Source organism: Kocuria turfanensis (assembly GCF_001580365.1).
Taxonomy (GTDB): Bacteria; Actinomycetota; Actinomycetes; order Actinomycetales; family Micrococcaceae; genus Kocuria; species Kocuria turfanensis.
This window is the reverse complement of record NZ_CP014480.1, coordinates 2,654,781-2,674,000: the sequence shown is the minus strand read 5'-3', so window position 1 is coordinate 2,674,000 and position 19,220 is coordinate 2,654,781. Positions and strand designations below refer to the sequence as shown.

The window sequence follows — 19,220 nt, the reverse complement described above, 5'->3', positions numbered from 1 at the left end:
GTCGCGCGAACGGAACGGGCTCGGGACGCCCCGCAGGGGGCGCCCCGAGCCCGGGACGGATCACTCGGAGCCGACGACCACGTCCTCGACCTCGACGCGCTGGAAGGCGTTCACGGAGACGTCGCTGACGTTCTCCGAGTGCGCGTACTGGGTGACGCGGTAGAACAGCGGGGTCGCGGGCATGTCCGCGATCAGCATGTCCTCGGCCTTCTGGTACTCCTGGACCGCCTCGTCGATCGACGCGGCGCTGTTGCCGGCGCGCACCTGGGCGTCGAACTCCTCGTTGCTGTAGAACGTGGAGTTCGACCCGGCCGGCGGCAGCGCGGAGGTCGAGTACAGCGGCCCGAGGAAGTTCTCCATGACCGGGTAGTCCATCACCCAGCCGGAGCGGAACGGGCCGGTCATGCCCTTCTCGTCCTGCAGCGGCAGGTACTCGGCGAACTGGAGGTCACCGCGCAGCTGGTACTCGACGTCCAGGTTCTCGCGCAGCTGGTTGCCGATCGCCTGCATCCACTCCTCGTGGCCGGCGCCGGCGTTGAACCACAGGTCCACGGGCTCGGAGCGGTCGAAGCCGGCCTCGTCGAGGATCCGGTTGGCCTCCTCCACGTTCAGCTCGCACGCCTCGCAGGCGTCCTCGCGGTAGCCGTCCACCACCGGGGAGACGAACGAGGCGGCCGGGGTGCGGGTGCCCTGGAAGATGGACTCGGTGATGGCCTCGCGGTCGATCGCCATCGAGAAGGCCTGGCGGACCTCCGGGTCGGCGAAGCGCTCGTCGTAGGTCGGGAAGCCCAGCGAGGTGATGTCGCCCTGGGGCTGGGTCTTGAGCCGCTCACCGAACTGGTCCTCCGCCGAGGCGATGGCGTCCGGCGGCAGCTCGTCCATGACGTCGAGGGAGCCGGCCTGCAGGTCGTTGTAGGCGGTGTTGATCTCGGTGTAGACGCGGAACTCCACGCCCTCGGCCTTGGCCGGCTCCTCGCCGCCGAACTCGTCGAAGCGGGCCAGGGTGATGCCCACGCCGTCCTGGAAGGCCTCGTCGGCCTTGAACGGGCCGTTGCCGATCGGCTGCGCGCCGAAGCCCTCGGGGTCGTCGAAGAAGGCCTGGGGCATCGGGAAGAACGCGGTGTAGCCGACCGTGGTGGGCCACTGGGCGTAGGGGTCGGTGAGGGTGACCTCGAAGGTCTGGTCGTCGACCACGCGCAGGCCGGACATCTCGGTGGCGGCGGGCTTCTTGCCCTCCTCCGCCTGCAGGTCCTCGTAGCCCTCGACGTTGGCGAAGAAGTAGGAGTTGCCCTGGGCGTTCTCGCTGTTGGCCACGTAGTTCCAGGTGTCCACGTAGCTCTGCGCGGTGACCGGGGTGCCGTCGTGGAAGGTCCAGCCGTCCTTGAGGTTGACGGTCCAGGTCTTCTGGTCCTCGGACTCGATGGACTCGGCGACCCCGGTGTAGGCGGCCTCGTTGGTCTCCCGGTCGTACTCCACGAGCCCGGTCCAGAGCGCGTCGACGATCTGCCCTCCCTCGGTCTCGTTGGTGTTGCCCGGGATCAGCGGGTTCTCGGGCTCCCCGATGTACACGCTGAAGGTGCCGCCGCCCTCTTCGGCGGCGGCGTCGCCCGACCCGCCGTCTCCCCCACCGCACGCGGTGAGCAGCAACGATCCGGTCAGCACCACTGATGCGCCCGCGATCCGCTTCGTTCTCATCGTTTCCTCCATGGGTCGATACGGGCCCGCCGGGAGTGCTGGGTTCGCACTCCGGGGAGACGGGGCCGCGCCGGGGCGAGCACTGAGCTCGCTCGTCGGGGAGCACGGAGCTCCCGGGTCCGACGTGACGGAGATCACCGTCCGTCGTGCCCAGGAAGAAATGTATGGTGTCGGCCCGCCCGATCAGCGCTGACACGCCCGATGAAACAGGAACCGGCAGTATCAGTTACTCACCTGTAACAAAGGGGCGGCCGCCTTCACCGCCGGACGGCGGTGAAGGCGGCCGGTGAAGCCTGCCGTTGACGTCAGCCGTTGACGTCAGCCGGCGGTCGGCAGGACGGTCGGTGCCGTCGCCGCGTCCGCGGTGTCCAGCACGGCGGCCAGCTCGTGCGCCCCCAGCGCCGACGCCTCGGCGAGGACCGCGACCGGGACCCCGGCCCGGGACGCCGCGCGGATCTGGGCGTGCAGCACGCTCGTCGCCTGGTCCAGAGCCCATCGCGCCGTCTCCAGGGTGCCGTCGACGGGCGCGACGTCGAAGCCGACACCGATCTCGTCGTCGGAGCCCGCCGCCTCGTCCAGCGCCCGGTCCAGCGCCCACTCGGCGCTCTCGACCTCTCCGGCGGCCGTGAAGACGCTCTGGACGAGCTCCTCGTGGCAACAGGGAGGCTCCCCGGCGGCGGCCGGGGCTTCCGGGGAGAGCGGGAGGAGGGGGGTGGGGTCGAGATCCGTCGACCGGGCCGCCGACTGCGGGGACACTGCCTTGCTCATCATCGAACCTTCCTCGAGTCCTGCTGCTGCCACCCCGGCCAGGGGCACGGGCGGAGCCGGCGCTCCCGCCGCGTGCTCCATGCAATCCGAAAAAAACTAGAAAGTCTAGCTATCAGCACGGTGGTTGTTACGATCGGAGAGCGGGCGCCGGGCGACCACCGCCCCGGGGTCCGGGACCCGTCCCGGCCGTGCGACCGGGAGGCTGACTCCATTCCACCATCCGCCTGCCCCGCTCTTCCAGGAGGTGCGGTGAACAATATGCCAACACCCACCACGTCATCGGGTTACTGGTACGGCGACGACGACGCCTCGCGCGCGGCCGTGGAGGTGCTGGAGGCCCTGCGCGCGTACCGCGCCGCCGAGACCGGGATGCGCCGGCGGACCCGCGGCGAGATGGGCATGGGCGAGACCGATCTGCTCGCCCTCCGCCACCTCCTGGAGGCCGCCCGCACCGGCCGGACGATGAGCCCCCGGGACCTGGCGGCCCGGCTGGGCATCTCCTCGGCCTCGACCACCACGCTGCTGGACCGGCTCACGAAGAGCGGGCACGTCCGCCGGGATCCGCACCCCACCGACCGGCGGGCCCTGATCGTCACGGCCACCGAGAGCGCCGACCGCGAGGTGCGCGCCACCCTCGCCGCCGTGCACGAGCGCATGATGGCCGCCGCCCAGAGCCTCACCCCCGAGCAGGCTGAGGTCGTCGTGGGCTTCCTGCGCCGCATGCGGGACGCCGTGGACGGCGGCGGACCGTCCGGCGACTGACCGGCCCGACGCGGGGAAATCCCCTGTGACCTGCGACAACACCATCCCCTCTGGGGTGGACAGGGCGTAGCGCGGCTCCTAGGGTACGAAGGGGCCCGAGGGGGATTCGGGACCACCGGCGGACCGGACCTCCCATTCCAGCCCGCCGACCACCGGGCCGGTCCCGCACCCCCGGGACCGGTCGGAGGACCGCGCACGACCCACCGGATCCCCGCAGGCGGGCCCCCCCCGCGCCGTCGGCCCCCCGCCGACCACGGCCACCGCCCCCGCGCTCCCCGCCCCCCGGAGATCCCCATGACCGCACCGTCCGACGCTCCCCCCGCCCTCACGACCGGCGCCACCACGACCGGCGCCACCGCGACAGCCGCCACCACGGCCCACCCCACCACGACCGGCGTCGACCGCACGCCGCGCAGGGCGGGGCGCCGGCCCCGCCTGGTCGCCGTGGACGCGGCCCGCGGCCTGGCCCTGATCGGCATGATCGCCGTCCACATCCTGCCCGCCCACGACCCCGAGACCTTCGCGCCCACCGTGCAGTGGACCCTGTTCGGCGGCCGCGCCGCGGCGCTGTTCGCCCTGCTCGCCGGGCTCAGCCTGGCCTTCTCCTCCGGTGGACGGACCCCGCACCGCGGACGGGAGCTGACCGCCACGCGCGCCGGGCTCGTGGTCCGCGCCCTGCTGATCGCCGCCGTCGGGCTGGGCATCAACGAGCTGATGCCCTCCCCGGCCCCGGCCCTGGGCATCCTCGTCTACTACGGGGCGTTCTTCCTGCTGGCCGTCCCCCTGCTGGGCCTGCGGCGCCGGAGCCTGGCCGCCGGCGCGGCCGTCCTCGCGGTCGCCGGCCCCCTGCTCGTGCACACCCTGGGACCGGCCCTGCCGCAGCCCGCGGCGGTCAACCCGACCCTGGGCAGCCTGGCGGCGGACCCCGGGGCGTTCCTGGCGCAGGTACTGCTGACGGGCACCTACCCCGCCGTGCCGTACCTGAGCTACCTCTGCGCCGGGCTGCTCCTGGGCCGCCTGGACCTGCACGAGGTCCAGGTGCAGGTCCGGATCGTGCTGGTCGGCGTGCTCCTGGCCCTCGGCGCGTGGTTCACCTACTGGCTGCTGGTCCTCCAGGCCGGCGGCTACGACCAGCTGATGCGGCACACCCCCTGGCTGAACGAGGACCAGATCGACGAGATCCTGATCTGGGGCCCGAGCCCGGACCTGCCCACCTCCACCTGGTGGTGGCTGCTGACGGCCGGCCCGCACAGCAACACGCCGGTGACGCTGCTCATGGACCTGGGCACCGGCCTGGCCGTGCTGGGGGCCTTCCTGCTGCTCGCCCGGGCGAACCCGCTGTGGACCACCCTGGGCGCCATGGGCGGGCGCACCCTGACCCTGTACTCGGCCCACCTGCTCGCCCTGGCCACGACGGTCCACTACGACCACCCCGTGCCCTGGTTCGCCGTGCACCTGGCGGTGGCCGCCGGCTTCGCCGTGCTGTGGCAGAAGTGGTTCGGCCAGGGCCCGCTCGAGCGGGCGGTCGCGGCCGCGGTCCGCGGCACCCGCCGCCTGGTCCTGGGCGGACGTCCCCGTCCGGCCGCGACGACCCAGGCCCGCCCCCCGCGCTGAGCGCCCCCGGGCGTCCGGCCCCGGGCGGAGCGGGACGGAGCGGTCCGATCGGCGTGTTCCGTGCCACAGTGCGGTCCGGCGGGCTATGCTCCTCCCATGGCACGGTTCAGTCCTCTGGAATGGCCGGTCGTCCGGCAGCTGCGCTCGGGCGACCTGCTCGGTCGCGGCCCGGCCGTGACCTCCGAGCGCACCCGGGAGAAGGCCCCGCGCACCAGCACCGCGGACCGCGTGGTGCAGAGCGTGTGCCCGTACTGCGCGGTGGGCTGCGGGCAGCGGGTGTTCGTCAAGGACGAGAAGGTCGTCCAGATCGAGGGGGACCCGGACTCGCCGATCTCCCGCGGCCGCCTCTGCCCCAAGGGCTCGGCCAGCGAGCAGCTCGTCAACGCGCCCGGCCGGCAGACCCGGGTGCTCTACCGCGCGCCCCGGGCCACCGAGTGGCAGCACCTGGACCTGGACACCGCCGTCGACATGATCACCGACCGCGTCCTCGAGGCCCGCCGCAGCGGGTGGCAGGACGCCGACGAGCAGGGCCGGCCGCTGCGCCGCACGATGGGCCTCGCCGCACTGGGCGGCGCGACGCTGGACAACGAAGAGAACTACCTGATCAAGAAGCTCTTCACCGCCGCGGGAGCGATCCAGATCGAGAACCAGGCCCGTATTTGACACTCCGCCACGGTTCCCGGTCTGGGAGCCTCGTTCGGTCGCGGTGGCGCGACGCAGTCCCTGCAGGACATGGCCAATGCCGACTGCATCGTCATCCAGGGCTCCAACATGGCCGAGTGCCATCCCGTGGGCTACCAGTGGGTCACGGAGGCCAAGGCGCGCGGCGCCCGGATCATCCACGTCGACCCGCGCTTCACCCGCACCTCGGCCGTCGCTGACAAGCACGTCCCGATCCGGGCCGGCTCGGACATCGTCCTGCTCGGCGCGCTGATCAACCACGTGCTCGCCCACGACCTGTGGTTCGAGGAGTACGTGCGGGCGTACACCAACGCGGCCACGATCGTGAACGAGGACTACCGGGACGCCGAGGACCTCGACGGGCTGTTCTCCGGGTTCGACCCCGGGACCGGCCAGTACGACATGTCCACGTGGGCCTACGCCGAGAACGAGGACGGCTCCGGGAACGACGACGGCAAGGTGGACGCGCCCGAGGGCGACCCCGAGGACGGGGCCGAGGACGCGGAAGAGGCCGTGGAAGAGGCCGCCGGCCAGCAGCTCGGCAGCGGCGGCGCCCCCATGGAGCACGCCCGCATGCAGCGCGACGACACCCTGCAGGATCCCCGGACGGTGTTCCAGATCCTCAAGCGGCACTTCGCGCGCTACACCCCCGAGATGGTGCAGGAGGTGTGCGGCATCTCCCCGGAGGACTTCGCGTACCTGGCCCGCTCCGTCACCGAGAACTCCGGGCGCGATCGGACCACCTGCTTCGCCTACGCCGTCGGCTGGACCCAGCACAGTCTGGGCGCGCAGTTCATCCGCACCGCCTCGATCCTGCAGCTGCTGCTGGGCAACATGGGCCGCCCCGGCGGGGGCATCATGGCCCTGCGCGGGCACGCCAGCATCCAGGGCTCGACCGACATCCCCACGCTGTTCAACCTGCTGCCCGGCTACCTGCCGATGCCGGTGGCCGGCACCCACGACACGTTCGAGGACTACCTGGCCGCGATCGCGTCGAAGAAGCAGAAGGGCTACTGGGCCGAGGCCGACGCCTACACGACCAGCCTGCTCAAGGCCTGGTGGGGGGACGCCGCGACCGCGGACAACGACTGGGCCTACGACTACCTCCCGCGCCTCACCGGCGCCCACGGCACCTTCCAGACGCTGACGAAGATGCTCGAGGACGAGGTGGACGGCTACTTCCTGCTCGGCCAGAACCCCGCGGTGGGCTCCTCCAACGGACGGATGCAGCGGATGGCCATGTCGCACCTCAAGTGGCTGGTGGTGCGCGACCTCAACCTCATCGAGTCGGCGACCTGGTGGAAGGACGGCCCGGAGATCGCCTCGGGCGAGCTGCGCACCGAGGACATCGAGACCGAGGTGTTCTTCCTGCCCGCGGCCACGCACGTGGAGAAGTCGGGCACGTTCACCCAGACCCAGCGGCTGCTGCAGTGGCGCCACCAGGCCGTGGCGCCGCCGGGCGAGTGCCAGAGCGAGCTGCAGTTCTTCTTCGAGCTGGGCCGGCGGATCCGGGAGCAGCTGGCCGGCTCCGACGACGAGCGCGACCGCCCGCTGCTGGATCTCACCTGGGACTACCCCGTGGACGAGCACGGCGAGCCGGACCCCGAGGCGGTGCTGGCCGAGATCAACGGCCGTCACCTCACCGGCCCGGACGCCGGGAGACCGCTGTCGTCGTACACCGAGATGCGCGCGGACGGCTCGACCTCCGGCGGCTGCTGGATCTACACCGGGGTCTACGCCGACGGCGTCAACCGCGCCGCCCTGCGCCGGCCCGGCCAGGAGCAGGACGCCGCCGCGCTGGAGTGGGGCTGGGCGTGGCCGGCCAACCGCCGCCTGCTCTACAACCGCGCCTCGGCCGACCCCGAGGGCCGGCCCTGGAGCGAGCGCAAGAAGCTCGTGTGGTGGGACGAGGAGCAGGACCGGTGGGTCGGGGACGACGTGCCCGACTTCCCGCTCCACCTCGCCCCGGGCACCCGTCCGGACCCCGACGCCGGGGGCGCGGCCGCACTGGCCGGCGACGACCCGTTCATCATGCAGGCCGACGGCAAGGGCTGGCTCTACGCGCCCAAGGGTGTGCTGGACGGGCCGCTGCCCACGCACTACGAGCCGCAGGAGTCGCCGGTCGACAACGCCCTGTACACCCAGCAGCGCAACCCGTCCCGGGTGCTGTTCGCCCGCCCGGACAACCTCAGCGCCCCGAGCGCCGGGGAGCCGGGAGCGGACGTGTACCCCTACGTGTTCACCACCTACCGGCTCACCGAGCACCACACCGCCGGCGGCATGAGCCGGTGGCTGCCGTACCTCTCGGAGCTGCAGCCGGAGATGTTCTGCGAGGTCTCCCCCGAGCTCGCCGCCGAGTGCGGGCTGGAGCCCTACGGCTGGGCCACGATCGTCTCGCCGCGGGCGGCGATCGAGGCGCGGGTGCTCGTCACCGACCGGATGACCCCGCTGGTGGTGCGCGGACGGACCGTGCACCAGATCGGGCTGCCCTACCACTGGGGTGTGGGCGACGACGCGGTGGTCAGCGGCGACTCCGCCAACGACCTGCTGGGCCTCACGCTCGAGCCCAACGTGCAGATCCAGGACTCCAAGGTCGGCTCCTGCCACATCCGGCCGGGCCGCCGCCCGCAGGGCGCCGCGCTGCTCGAGCTCGTCGCGGACTACCAGGCGCGCGCGGGCGCCACCGTGGCGACCGGCAACACCCGGGTCGACCCGCCCACCGATCCGAGCACCGAACCCCTGAGGGAGAACTGATGGGCCAGCTGGCCGGACCGACCGACCCCACCGCCGACGCGCACTGGGAGCACCAGCACCCGCGGAAGGGCTTCTTCACCGACACCTCGATCTGCATCGGCTGCAAGGCCTGCGAGGTGGCCTGCAAGGAGTGGAACCAGAACCCCCAGGACGGGGACCTCCGGCTGCTGGAGTCCTCCTACGACAACACCGGCTCCCTGGGCGCGAGCACCTGGCGGCACGTGGCGTTCGTCGAGCAGGACAGCGAGCGCATCGAGGAGGCCCGGGAGTCCGGGCGCAAGCTCGTGAGCCTCGGCATGCCCAAGGTCGGGCCCCCCGAGACGCGCCCGCGGACGGCGGCGGAGGACACCACCCCGCCGGACACCGAGGAGTTCCGCTGGCTGATGTCCTCCGACGTCTGCAAGCACTGCACGCACGCCGGGTGCCTCGACGTGTGCCCCACGGGAGCGCTGTTCCGCACCGAGCACGGCACCGTGGTGGTGCAGGACGACGTGTGCAACGGGTGCGGCACCTGCGTGGCCGGCTGCCCGTTCGGCGTGATCGAGCGGCGCACCGACGGCACGGCCGCGCCGCGCACGAAGCGGGGCGAGCAGCCCGGGGCCCGGCCCGAGGTGCCGAACGTGGGCATCGCCCAGAAGTGCACCCTGTGCTACGACCGCATGGTGGACGACCAGACGCCCGCCTGCGCGCAGACCTGCCCCACCACCTCCATCAAGTACGGCGAGCACGACGACATGGTGGACCAGGCCCGGGAGCGGGTCGCGGAGCTGCACGCCCAGGGGCGCACCGAGGCGAGGCTCTACGGCGCCAACGAGCTCGACGGCGTGGGCGGCACCGGGTCGGTGTTCCTGCTGCTCGACGAGCCGGAGGTGTACGGGCTGCCGCCGGACCCGCGGGTGCCGACCGCCGACCTGCCCCAGATGTACCGGCGGGCCGGCCTGGCCGCGGCGGGCATGCTCGCCGCCGCCGCCGTGGCCTTCGCGGGAGGCCGTTCGTGAGCCTCTCCGAGTTCGACAGCTACCGTCCCCCCGAGCAGCCGCGCCGCCGGCGGCGCAGCGGCCCGCGCCGCCGAGGCCCCGGACAGGGCGGCGGGGGCGACGGCTCGCGCGAGACGCCGATGGTCCCGGAGGCGGAGTTCACGTCCTACTACGGGCGGCCGGTGGTCAAGCCGGCGCCGTGGGGCCACGAGGTCGCCGCGTACCTGTTCCTCGGCGGCGTGGCCGGCGGCTCGGCGCTGCTCGCCCTCGGCGGTCAGCTCACCGGCCGGGACGAGCTGCGCCGCAACGCCCGGCTGGGCTCGGTGGCCGCCCTCGGCGCCGGCGCGGTGGCCCTGGTCGCCGACCTCGGCCGGCCGGAGCGCTTCTTCAACATGCTGCGCACGTTCAAGGTGACGTCCCCCATGAGCGTGGGCTCCTGGATCCTCAGCGCGTTCGGCGCCGGCATGGGGACCGCGGCCGTGGCCGAGGTCGACCGGATGACCGGGGCGCGCCTGCCCCTGGGGCCGCTGCGCCCGGTGCTGCGCGCGGTGGAGGGACCGGCCGGGGTCGAGGCCGCCGTGTTCGCCGGGCCGCTGGCCGCCTACACCGCGGTCCTGCTCTCCGACACGGCGACCCCCACCTGGAACGACGCCCGCGAGCACCTGGCGTTCGTCTTCGTGAGCTCGGCGAGCCTCGCCTCGGGCGGTCTGGCGATGGTCACCACGTCGGTCGGCCAGGCCGGCCCCGCCCGCCGGCTCGCCGTGCTGGGCGTGGCCGGGGAGCTGGTCGCCACGAAGCTGATGGAGCGGCGGATGCACCCCGTGGCGGCCGAGCCGCTGCACCACGGACCGGCCGGGACCATGCTGCGGTGGAGCGAGCGGCTGGCGGTCGCCGGTGGCCTCGGCACGCTGCTGGGCGGACGGCACCGGGCGGTCGCCGCGGTGTCGGGCCTGGCGCTGCTGACCTCCTCCGCACTGACGCGGTTCGGCGTGCTGGAGGCCGGGATCCACTCGGCCCAGGACCCCCGCTACACGATCGAGCCGCAGAAGGCGCGCCTGGCCGCCCGGCGGGCCGCCGGCGTCGTCGACGACTCGATCACCACGGCCGGCTGAGCGCCCGGCGCCGCCCCGGGACGGCGCTCAGCGCACCTCGATGCCGGACCCGGCCACCGTGTGGCCGACCACCGGGTACCCGGGCAGCTCGCCGACGACGAGCAGCCCGCCGGAGGTCTGCGCGTCGGCCAGCAGCAGCAGGTCCTCCTCCGTGACGCCGGCCGCGGCGCGCAGGTGGGGGCGCACCCAGTCGAGGTTGCGGCGGGTGCCCCCGGAGACGAAGCCGTCCCGCAGCGCCTCCTGCGCCCCCTCGACCAGGGGCACCGCCGCCCGGTCGAGGACCGCGCCGACCCCGGAGGCACGGCACATCTTGTGCAGGTGCCCCAGCAGCCCGAACCCGGTGACGTCCGTGGCCGCCCGGGCCCCGGTCGCCAGCGCGGCCTCGGCGCCGTCCCGGTTGAGCCGGGTCATCGTGGCCACGGCCTCGGCGGAGACCTCACCGGTCGCCTTGTGCCGGTTGTTGAGCAGCCCCACGCCGATCGGCTTGGTGAGGGTCAGGGGCAGCCCGGGGGCGGCGGCGTCGTTGCGCAGCAGCCGGGCGGGATCGGCCACGCCCGTCACCGCCATGCCGTACTTCGGCTCCGGGTCGTCGATGGAGTGGCCCCCGATCACCGGGCACCCCGCCTCGGAGGCCACCGCCAGGCCGCCGCGCAGCACCTCGGTCAGCAGCTCCATCGGGAGCACCTCGCGCGGCCAGCCCACCAGGTTGATCGCCATGACCGGGCGCCCGCCCATGGCGTAGACGTCCGACAGGGCGTTCGCGGCGGCGATCCGGCCCCAGTCGTAGGCGTCGTCGACGACCGGGGTGAAGAAGTCGGCGGTGGAGAGCACCGCGAGGTCCTCGCGCACCAGGACGGCCGCGGCGTCGTCGCCGTCGTCGAGGCCGACCAGCACGCCGGCCCCCGCCTGCCCGGTGAGACCGCGGACCGCGTCCTCGAGCTCCCCGGGCGGGATCTTGCAGGCGCAGCCGCCGCCGTGGGCGAAGCCGGTCAGCCGGACCGCGCCGGTCTCGGGCAGGGGCGGATGCGGCGTGCGGGTCTGTTCCATGTCGACAGCCTAGTGGTGGGTGGCGGCGGTGCTAGGTTGGTCAGCGGAGGCGTCCGGGTCCTGGTGGGCCCCCCGGTCTTCAAAACCGGTGAGACCGAGCACCTCGGTCTGGCGGGTTCGATTCCCGTCCGCCTCCGCCAGCTTCTGTTTCCGCCAGCTTCTGTTTCCGCTGGCGTCTGCCTCCGTCACCGTCTGTCACGCGCCCGGCTCGCCGAGGAGGAACTGTGGCCCAGGACGATCCGCGTCGCCTGATCCCGCGCACCGACCAGCTCATGGGCCTGCCGGCCGTCCGCCGGGCCCGCGAGCGGCTGAGCGAGGAGGTCGTCCGCTCCCTGGTGCGCGAGACCCAGGAGCGGGCGCGGCGCGGCGAGCTCGCCCCCGATCAGGTCGAACCGGCGGTGCTGGGCGCGCTCGCCGCGCGCTCCGCGTCGACCCTGACCCCGGTGCTCAACGCCACCGGGGTGGTCGTGCACACCAACCTGGGCCGCGCGCCGCTGTCGGCGGCCGCGACCGAGGCGCTGGTCGCGGCGGCCGGGTACGTCGACGTGGAGCTGGACCTGCGCACCGGCACCCGGTCCCGCCGCGGCGCCGGGGCCCGGGCGGCCCTGCTCACCGCCTGCCCGCCCGCCGAGGACGCGCTGGCGGTCAACAACGGCGCGGCCGCGCTGGTGCTGGCCACCACGGCGCTGGCGGCCGGCCGCGAGGTGGTGATCAGCCGCGGCGAGCTCGTCGAGATCGGGGCCGGCTTCCGGCTGCCGGAGCTCATCGAGTCGACCGGCGCCCGGCTGCGCGAGGTGGGCACGACCAACCGGACGCACCTGCGCGACTACGCCGAGGCGATCGGCCCGGAGACCGGGTGCCTGCTCAAGGTGCACCCGAGCAACTTCCGGGTGGAGGGCTTCACCTCGGGCGTCGGGGCGGAGCAGCTGCGGCCGCTGGCGCGCGCCCACGGCGTGCCCCTGGTGGCCGACCTGGGCAGCGGGCTGCTGACCCCCGACCCGTACCTGCCGGAGGAGCCGGACGCCGCCTCCGCCCTGGCGGGCGGTGCGGACCTCGTCATCGCCAGCGGCGACAAGCTGCTCGGCGGTCCGCAGGCCGGACTGCTGCTCGGCCGCGCGGAGGTCGTCGCCCGGCTGGCCGGCCACCCCCTCGCCCGCGCGGTGCGCGCCGACAAGCTCGCGCTCGCCGCGCTGGAGGCCACGCTCGCCGGCGGGCCCACCCCCGTGGTCCAGGCGCTGCACGCGGACCCCGACCGGCTCCGCGCCCGCGCCGAGCGGCTCGCCGCGGCCGTCGGCGCGCCGGTGGTCCCCCACGACGGCCGGGTCGGCGGCGGCGGCGCTCCCGGTGTGCCGCTGCCGGGGTGGGCGGTCCGGCTGCCCGAGGCGGCGGCGGCGCCGCTGCGCGCCGGCCGTCCCGCCGTGCTCCCCCGGGTCCACGACCACGCCTGCCTGCTCGACCTGCGCTGCGTGCCCGAGCCCGACGACGACCGTCTGCTCGCCGCGGTGCGCACCGCCCTGACCGCCCTCGACGGGACGGACGACGGGACCGGGGGGACCCGGTGAGCGTGCACGTCGTCGCCACGGCCGGGCACGTCGACCACGGCAAGAGCACCCTGGTGCGGGCCCTCACCGGCATGGAGCCCGACCGGTGGGAGGAGGAGCGCCGCCGCGGGCTGACCATCGACCTGGGCTACGCCTGGACCACGCTGCCCTCCGGGCGGGACGTGGCCTTCGTGGACGTCCCCGGCCACGAGCGCTTCCTCGGCAACATGCTCGCCGGGCTCGGCCCGGCCCCGGTGGTGTGCTTCGTCGTCGCGGTCGACGAGGGCTGGCAGGCGCAGTCCGCGGACCACCGCGACGCGGTCGCGGCCCTGGGCATCGAGCGCGGCGTGGTGGTGCTCACCCGGGCGGACCGGGCGCCCGGGCGCGCCGAGGAGGTGCTCGCGCAGGTCCGGGCGGAGCTGGCCGGGACGGGCCTGCGCGACGCGCCCGCGGTCACCGTCTCGGCCCTCGAGGGCACGGGCCCGCCCGCGCCCGCCGGCGGGCGGCTGCGGCTGTGGGTGGACCGCTCCTTCACGATCACCGGGTCCGGCACGGTGGTGACCGGAACCCTGACCGCGGGCACCCTCCGGCAGGACGACCGGCTGGAGCTGCTCGGCTCCGGCGGGGCCCGGCCGGTGGCGGTGCGCGGGCTGCACAGCCGCAACCGGCCGGCCACGTCGCTGGAGCCCCACGCCCGGGTGGCCGTGAACCTGCGCGGGGTGCCGGCCGACGACGTGCACCGCGGCGACGCCCTGGTCACCCCCGGCGCGTGGCCGGTCACCGACGTCCTCGACGTCCGCCGCACCACCGGCTCCGCGTTCCCGCTCGTGGCCGAGCACCTCGTGGTGCACGCCGGCACCGCGGCGGTCCCGGCCCGGCTCAGCCCTTTCGACGACGACCACGCGCGGCTGGCCCTCGACCGCCCGCTGCCCCTCGTCCTCGGGGACCGCGTGGTGCTGCGCGATCCCGGCAGCCGCTCGGTGCTCGGCGGCGCCCTGGTCCTCGACGCCGACCCGCCCGCACTGCGGCGTCGCGGCGACCGGGCGCGCCGGGCCGCGCGCCTTGCCGGGCTGGACGCCGGCGGGGACGTGCGGGCCGAGGTGGCCCGGCGCGGCGCGGTGCCGGCCGAGCGCCTGCACCGGCTCGGCCTGCTGCCCGCCGCGGACGCCGCCGCGCCCGCGGGGGTGCGCGCGGTCGGCGGCTGGTGGGTGCACGCCCCCGTGCTCGACGACTGGCAGGAGCGGCTGCGCACCGCCGTGGAGGAGCTGCACGCCCGTGACCCCCTGGCGGCGGGCCTGTCCCGGGGTGCTGCCCGCGACCTGCTCGCGCTGCCCGACGCGGCCCTGGTCGACCCGGTGGTCCGCGGCGCCGGCCTGGCGCAGGAGGGCGGGCACATCCGCTCCCCGCAGCACCGGGGCGGCCTCGGCGCGCACGAGCCCGCCGTGCGCCGGCTGGAGCACCGGCTCGCGGCCGAGCCCTTCCGCGCCCCGGAGGCCGAGGACCTGACGGCGCTGCGCCTGGGCGTCCGCGAGCTCGCCGCCGCCGAGCGCGTCGGGCGGCTGCTCCGGATCGGGGAGGGCGTGGTGCTGCTCCCCACGGCCCCCGCCCTGGCCATGCGCGAGCTCGCCCGGCTGCCGCAGCCCTTCACCACGAGCCAGGCGCGCCAGGCGCTGGGCACCACGCGGCGCGTGGCGATCCCGCTGCTGGAGCACCTGGACGCGCGCGGCTGGACCCGGCGGCTGGACGCCGGGCACCGGACCGTGGCGCGCTGAGCCCGCGGTCCGGTCGGTCGGGTCGGGTTCTCCTAGGATCGGGAGCGGGCCCGTGACCTCGCCGTCGCCGTGGCTCCGTGCCGCCGTCCGTCGCGCCGCCGTCCGTCCTGCCATCGTCCGTCGTGCAGAAGGGGAACCGTCATGAGAACCGTCCGTCTGGGGAGCTCCGGCCTCGAGCTGAGCGCCGTGGTGCTGGGCATGATGAGCTACGGGGATCCCGCCAAGGGATCGCACGCGTGGAGCGTGGGCCTCGACGAGGCCCGCCCGTTCGTGCGCCGCGCCTACGAGGCCGGGATCACCACGTTCGACACGGCCAACGTCTACTCGCTGGGCTCCAGCGAGGAGATCACCGGCACGCTGCTCCGCGAGATCGCCCCGCGCGAGGAGCTCCAGATCGCCACCAAGGTGCACGGGCGGATGCGGGACGCGCGCAACGGCGGCGGTCTCAGCCGGGCCGCGATCATGCACGAGATCGACGCGTCGCTGCAGCGGCTGGGGACCGACTACGTCGACCTGTACCAGATCCACCGGTTCGACCCCCGCACCCCCGTCGAGGAGACCATGGAGGCCCTGCACGACGTCGTGAAGGCCGGCAAGGCCCGCTATCTCGGGGCCTCGAGCATGTGGGCGTGGCAGTTCGCGCAGCTGCAGCACACCGCCGAGCTGCACGGCTGGACGAAGTTCGTCTCGATGCAGGACCAGTACAACCTGCTCGAGCGCGAGGAGGAGCGGGAGATGCACCCGTTCTGCCGGGCGACCGGGGTGGGCGTGCTGCCGTGGAGCCCGCTCGCCCGCGGCCGTCTCGCGCGGCCCTGGGGCGCCGCAGGCTCCGGCACCCGGGAGAGCACCGACGCGTTCGGCCAGGGCCTCTACACGCAGGACGTGGCGGCGAACCGGGCGATCGTCGACGCGGTCGCGGCCGTGGCCGGCGAGCGCGGCGTGCCGATGGCCCAGGTGGCCCTCGCGTGGGTCGCCGGCCGGCCCGCCGTGACGGCGCCGATCGTCGGCGCGACCCGGGAGCAGCACGTCGACGACGCCGCGGCCGCCGTCGAGCTGGACCTGACGGACGAGGAGGTCCGCCGCTTCGAGGAGGCCTACACCCCCCGGAACCCCTCCGGGTTCTGAGCCGCCCGGCCCCGGGGCCGGCGCCCCGGCCGGTCGGCGCCCGGGTCGATCCGCCCCCGGCCCGGCCCGGATCGGGGGCGGGCCCTGCCGGGCCGGCCCGCGGCGGCGGCTATCCGCGCAGCGACCGCAGGTGCTCGACGGCCTGGGGCAGCACCTTCTTGAGGTCGCCCACGATCCCGAGGTCGGCGATCTCGAGGACGGGCGCCTGCTCGTCCTTGTTGACCGCCACGATCACCCGGGCGGTCTGCATGCCCGCCCGCTGCTGCACGGCCCCGGAGATCCCGCAGGAGACGTAGAGCTGCGGGGAGACGGTGCGGCCGGTCTGCCCCACCTGCGCCTCGGGGCCGATCCACCCGGCGTCCACCGCGGCGCGGGAGGCGCCGATCGCCCCGCCGAGGACGTCCGCGAGCTCCTCGAGCGGGCCGAAGTCCCCGCCCGTGCCGCGGCCGCCGGCCACGACCACGCGCGCCTCGCCCAGGGCCGGCCGCCCGGAGGCGGGCAGCTCGGTGCGGCCGACCACGCGGGCGGCGGGGACCGTGTCCTCGACCTCGTGGACGTGCACCGCCGGGCGGTCCGCCCCGGCCGGGAGCTCCGTCGGGAGCTCGGCCGGGAGCTCCACCGAGTTGGGCCGGACGGTGGCGACCAGCACCGGGCTCGTGGCCCGGCACCGGGTGGTCCAGCCGCCGGCGAGGACGGACTTGGTCGCCACCAGGTCCGTGTCCAGGCCCACCGCGTCGGTGATCACTCCCGCCTCGAGCCGCACGCCCAGGCGTGCGGCGACGTCCTTGGCCTCCGGGGTGTTGGGCAGCAGCACCGTCCGGGCGCCGCCGGCCCGGGCCGCGGCCGCCGCGAGCGCGACGGCGGGGGTGGTCAGCCGGTCGCCCGGGCCGGCCGCCGGGACGTGCACGGCGGCCACCCCGTGGCCGGCCAGCTCGTCGAGCAGCCCGTCCCCGGGGGCCGCGGGGAGCGCGGCATGCGCCTCGCCCAGGCTGCGCGCGAGCACGAGCAGCTCCCGGTCGCCGCGGCGCAGCCGCTCCGTGGTGTCCAGCACCACCAGGGTCGTGGTCATCAGGGTCCTCCTCCTGCCCGGGGACCCGGGCGAGACGTGATCGGGCGGGACGCGGTGGGGTCAGACGAGCTTCCGGGCCACGAGGAACTCGGCGAGGCGGATCCCGCCCTCGCCCTCGTCCACCACGACCTCCCCGGCGGTGCGCGGCGGGCGGGGCACGGCCTCGAGCACGCGGGTGAGGGAGCCGGCCAGGCCGACGTCGCCCGGGCCGAGCCCGAGGTCGGCGGCCGACCACGTGCGCACGGGCTTCTTCTTGGCCGCCATGATCGCCTTGAAGTTCGGGTAGCGCGGGGTGTTGGCCCGGTCGGTGACGGCCACGAGGGCCGGCAGCGGCGCGACGAGTTCGAGGACCTCGGTCCCGGTGTGCCGGGTGGCGGTGAGCGTGGCGCCGTCCTCGGCGAGGGCCAGCGAGCTCGCGAAGCCGACGTGGGCCAGGCCGAGCCGATCGGCCAGCTGACCGGGGACCAGGGAGGTCTCCCCGTCCGTGGACGCCATGCCGGTGAGCACGAGGTCCACCGGCCGGGACTCCTCCTCGGCGATCCGCTCGACCGCGGCGGCGAGCACCCGGGCGGTGACCCAGGCGTCCGAGCCGGCCAGGGCGTCGTCGAGCACGTGCACCCCGGCGTCGGCGCCCAGCTGGAGGGCGCGCTTGAGGGCGGCCGCGGCGTCCGCGGGGCCGACGGTGAGGGCGAGGACCCGGTGACCGGCCTCCGCCCCGCCGGAGGCCTCGACGAGCTGGAGGGCGGCCTCGAGCGCGTACTCGTCGAGCTCGGAGAGGATCCCGGGGCCGCGCTCGAGCACGGGCGGGTCGCCGCTGAGGACGCGCTCGCCCTGGGCGTCGGGGACGTGCTTGACGGGGACGACGAGGGTCAGGGGCCGGTTCATGGTCTCCTCCGGACGGGGTGGGCGGGACACGGGCACGGGGGCTCAGCCGCCGGCGCGGCGCACGAGCCGCTCGGCGTGGCGGAGCAGGGGCTCGTCGACCATCCGCCCGCGGAACGTGAAGACGCCGGCGGCGTCCCGGGCGGCCGCGAGCAGCTCCCGGGCGGCGGCGACCTCCTCCTCGGCGGGGCGGTAGGCGGCGCGGACGGTCTCCACCTGGCCGGGGTGGATGCAGGCGGTGGCCGCGAAGCCGGAGGCCACGGCGTCGAGGGCCTCCTCGCGCAGCCCGTCGAGGTCGGCGATGTCGAGGTGCACGGCGTCGACGGCGGGCTTGCCGGCGGCGCCGGCGGCCAGCAGCACCGCGGAGCGGGCGTGCCGGGCGACGTCCCGGTAGGCGCCGTCCGGGTGGCGGGACGAGCTGCCGCCCAGGGAGGCGACCAGGTCCTCGGCGCCCCACATCAGCGCCACCACGTTGGGGGCGCGGGCGATCCCGGCCGCGTGCACCACGCCCTCGGCGGTCTCGCACAGGGCGATCACCCGGTCCAGGCCCAGCTCCGCGGCGACGGCGAGCCGTTCGGCGGAGGCGGCCTTGGGCAGCATCACGGTGGTGTACGCGGTGTGCCGCAGGGCGACGAGGTCGTGGGCGAAGTCCTCGGTGTCCTGGGCGTTGACCCGCACGACGGTGCGGGCCGGGTCCAGGGGCGTGGCCACGAGGGCGTCCCGGGCGGCGGGCTTGTCCGGCCCGGCCACGGCGTCCTCGAGGTCGAGGATCACGGTGTCGGCCCGCGCGGCGGCCTTGGCGTAGCGGTCGGGGCGGTCGGCCGGGCAGAACAGCAGGGCCGGGCCGAGGGCGGGGTCGTCGGTCACGGGCGGCTCCTTCGGTCGGGTGGCGCGGCGGGCGCGGGAGGGGTCTCGGGCGCCGGGGTCACTGCGGGGCGGCGTCGCGGGACCACATGAGCACGGAGCGGGTGCACTCGGCGACCACCACGCCGTCCTGGTTGCGCCCGACGTGCTTGAGGCGCACGATGCCCTGTCCGGGCCGGGAGGAGGACGGGCGGGCGCCGAGGATCTCGGAGGACGAGTACAGGGTGTCCCCGTGGTGCAGCGGGTGCGGGAACCGCACCTCCTCGAAGCCGAGGTTGGCGACGATGGTGCCCTGGGTCAGCTGCGCCACGGAGGCCCCCACGAGGGTGGAGAGCGTGAACATCGAGTTCACCAGCCGCTGCCCGAAGGGCTGGCGCCCGGCCCACGCGGCGTCGAGGTGCAGGGACTGGGTGTTCATGGTGAGGGTGGTGAACAGGACGTTGTCCGCCTCGGTCACCGTGCGGCCCGGGGCGTGCTCGTAGACGGTGCCCTCCTCGAACTCCTCGAACCACAGCCCGCGCTGGCGGACCACCTTGCGCGGTGCGCTCACGGCCGCC

At 75.1% G+C, this 19,220-nt stretch carries 15 protein-coding genes and 1 tRNA gene; 9 read left to right on the top strand and 7 right to left on the bottom strand.

The genetic code is table 11. The features are described from left to right. Positions 1 to 60 precede the first annotated feature (60 nt). Together AYX06_RS12305 and AYX06_RS12300 are read right to left on the bottom strand one after the other, a co-directional pair. Positions 61 to 1,695 (bottom strand): peptide ABC transporter substrate-binding protein, encoded by a 1,635-nt coding sequence (locus AYX06_RS12305; RefSeq protein ID WP_062736015.1) that lies wholly within the window; start codon positions 1,693 to 1,695, stop codon positions 61 to 63. A 318-nt stretch (positions 1,696 to 2,013) separates the two neighbouring features. Beyond that, positions 2,014 to 2,466 (bottom strand): hypothetical protein, encoded by a 453-nt coding sequence (locus tag AYX06_RS12300; RefSeq protein WP_062736014.1) that lies wholly within the window; start codon positions 2,464 to 2,466, stop codon positions 2,014 to 2,016. Positions 2,467 to 2,721: 255 nt separating this feature from the next. Here AYX06_RS12300 and AYX06_RS12295 point away from each other — a divergent pair, with 255 nt between their 5' ends. The 5 genes from AYX06_RS12295 (at position 2,722) to nrfD (ending at position 10,363) form a co-directional block, all read left to right on the top strand. Further along, positions 2,722 to 3,225 (top strand): MarR family winged helix-turn-helix transcriptional regulator, encoded by a 504-nt coding sequence (locus AYX06_RS12295; RefSeq protein WP_062736013.1) that lies wholly within the window; start codon positions 2,722 to 2,724, stop codon positions 3,223 to 3,225. 294 nt (positions 3,226 to 3,519) lie between these two features. Further along, positions 3,520 to 4,839 carry a heparan-alpha-glucosaminide N-acetyltransferase domain-containing protein gene (locus AYX06_RS12290; RefSeq protein ID WP_084271611.1) on the top strand — a complete coding sequence of 440 codons (1,320 nt, stop codon included), beginning with the start codon at positions 3,520 to 3,522 and terminating at the stop codon, positions 4,837 to 4,839. Between the two features lie 96 nt (positions 4,840 to 4,935). Continuing rightward, complete coding sequence (gene fdh / locus AYX06_RS12280; protein WP_232319304.1) at positions 4,936 to 8,274, top strand: formate dehydrogenase; 3,339 nt, start codon at positions 4,936 to 4,938, stop codon at positions 8,272 to 8,274. Next, on the top strand, positions 8,274 to 9,272 hold the full coding sequence (locus tag AYX06_RS12275; protein ID WP_062736010.1) for a 4Fe-4S dicluster domain-containing protein: 999 nt from the start codon (positions 8,274 to 8,276) through the stop codon (positions 9,270 to 9,272). The genes fdh and AYX06_RS12275 overlap by 1 nt, the downstream gene beginning before the upstream one ends. Next, positions 9,269 to 10,363, top strand: a complete 1,095-nt coding sequence (gene nrfD, locus AYX06_RS12270; RefSeq protein ID WP_062736009.1) for an NrfD/PsrC family molybdoenzyme membrane anchor subunit — start codon at positions 9,269 to 9,271, stop codon at positions 10,361 to 10,363. The genes AYX06_RS12275 and nrfD overlap by 4 nt, the downstream gene beginning before the upstream one ends. A 27-nt stretch (positions 10,364 to 10,390) precedes the next feature. Here nrfD and selD read toward each other — a convergent pair whose 3' ends face one another. Then, positions 10,391 to 11,380: a selenide, water dikinase SelD gene (selD, locus tag AYX06_RS12265; protein ID WP_371860079.1), complete on the bottom strand. Its 990-nt coding sequence runs from the start codon at positions 11,378 to 11,380 to the stop codon at positions 10,391 to 10,393. Between the two features lie 75 nt (positions 11,381 to 11,455). Between selD and AYX06_RS12260 the strand changes: the two genes are divergently transcribed. The 4 genes from AYX06_RS12260 to AYX06_RS12245 all read left to right on the top strand — a co-directional run bounded on the left by AYX06_RS12260 (position 11,456) and on the right by AYX06_RS12245 (position 15,848). Continuing rightward, positions 11,456 to 11,550: transfer RNA gene (locus AYX06_RS12260), tRNA-Sec, on the top strand. An 84-nt stretch (positions 11,551 to 11,634) separates the two neighbouring features. After that, positions 11,635 to 12,972, top strand: a complete 1,338-nt coding sequence (gene selA, locus AYX06_RS12255; RefSeq protein WP_062736007.1) for an L-seryl-tRNA(Sec) selenium transferase — start codon at positions 11,635 to 11,637, stop codon at positions 12,970 to 12,972. A 2-nt stretch (positions 12,973 to 12,974) separates the two neighbouring features. Next, positions 12,975 to 14,723, top strand: coding sequence for a selenocysteine-specific translation elongation factor (gene selB, locus AYX06_RS12250; protein ID WP_062736006.1), 1,749 nt, complete (start codon positions 12,975 to 12,977; stop codon positions 14,721 to 14,723). Positions 14,724 to 14,864: 141 nt separating this feature from the next. After that, positions 14,865 to 15,848, top strand: a complete 984-nt coding sequence (locus AYX06_RS12245; RefSeq protein ID WP_062736005.1) for an aldo/keto reductase — start codon at positions 14,865 to 14,867, stop codon at positions 15,846 to 15,848. 109 nt (positions 15,849 to 15,957) lie between these two features. Here AYX06_RS12245 and AYX06_RS12240 read toward each other — a convergent pair whose 3' ends face one another. The 4 genes from AYX06_RS12240 to AYX06_RS12225 are packed head-to-tail and all read right to left on the bottom strand — an operon-like array spanning position 15,958 to position 19,213. Continuing rightward, on the bottom strand, positions 15,958 to 16,917 hold the full coding sequence (locus AYX06_RS12240) for an electron transfer flavoprotein subunit alpha/FixB family protein (protein ID WP_062736004.1): 960 nt from the start codon (positions 16,915 to 16,917) through the stop codon (positions 15,958 to 15,960). A gap of 60 nt (positions 16,918 to 16,977) precedes the next feature. Continuing rightward, complete coding sequence (locus AYX06_RS12235; RefSeq protein WP_186815659.1) at positions 16,978 to 17,802, bottom strand: electron transfer flavoprotein subunit beta/FixA family protein; 825 nt, start codon at positions 17,800 to 17,802, stop codon at positions 16,978 to 16,980. Between the two features lie 42 nt (positions 17,803 to 17,844). Then, complete coding sequence (locus AYX06_RS12230; RefSeq protein ID WP_062736003.1) at positions 17,845 to 18,666, bottom strand: HpcH/HpaI aldolase/citrate lyase family protein; 822 nt, start codon at positions 18,664 to 18,666, stop codon at positions 17,845 to 17,847. 58 nt (positions 18,667 to 18,724) lie between these two features. Beyond that, complete coding sequence (locus AYX06_RS12225; RefSeq protein WP_062736002.1) at positions 18,725 to 19,213, bottom strand: MaoC family dehydratase; 489 nt, start codon at positions 19,211 to 19,213, stop codon at positions 18,725 to 18,727. Between the last annotated feature and the right edge of the window lie 7 nt (positions 19,214 to 19,220).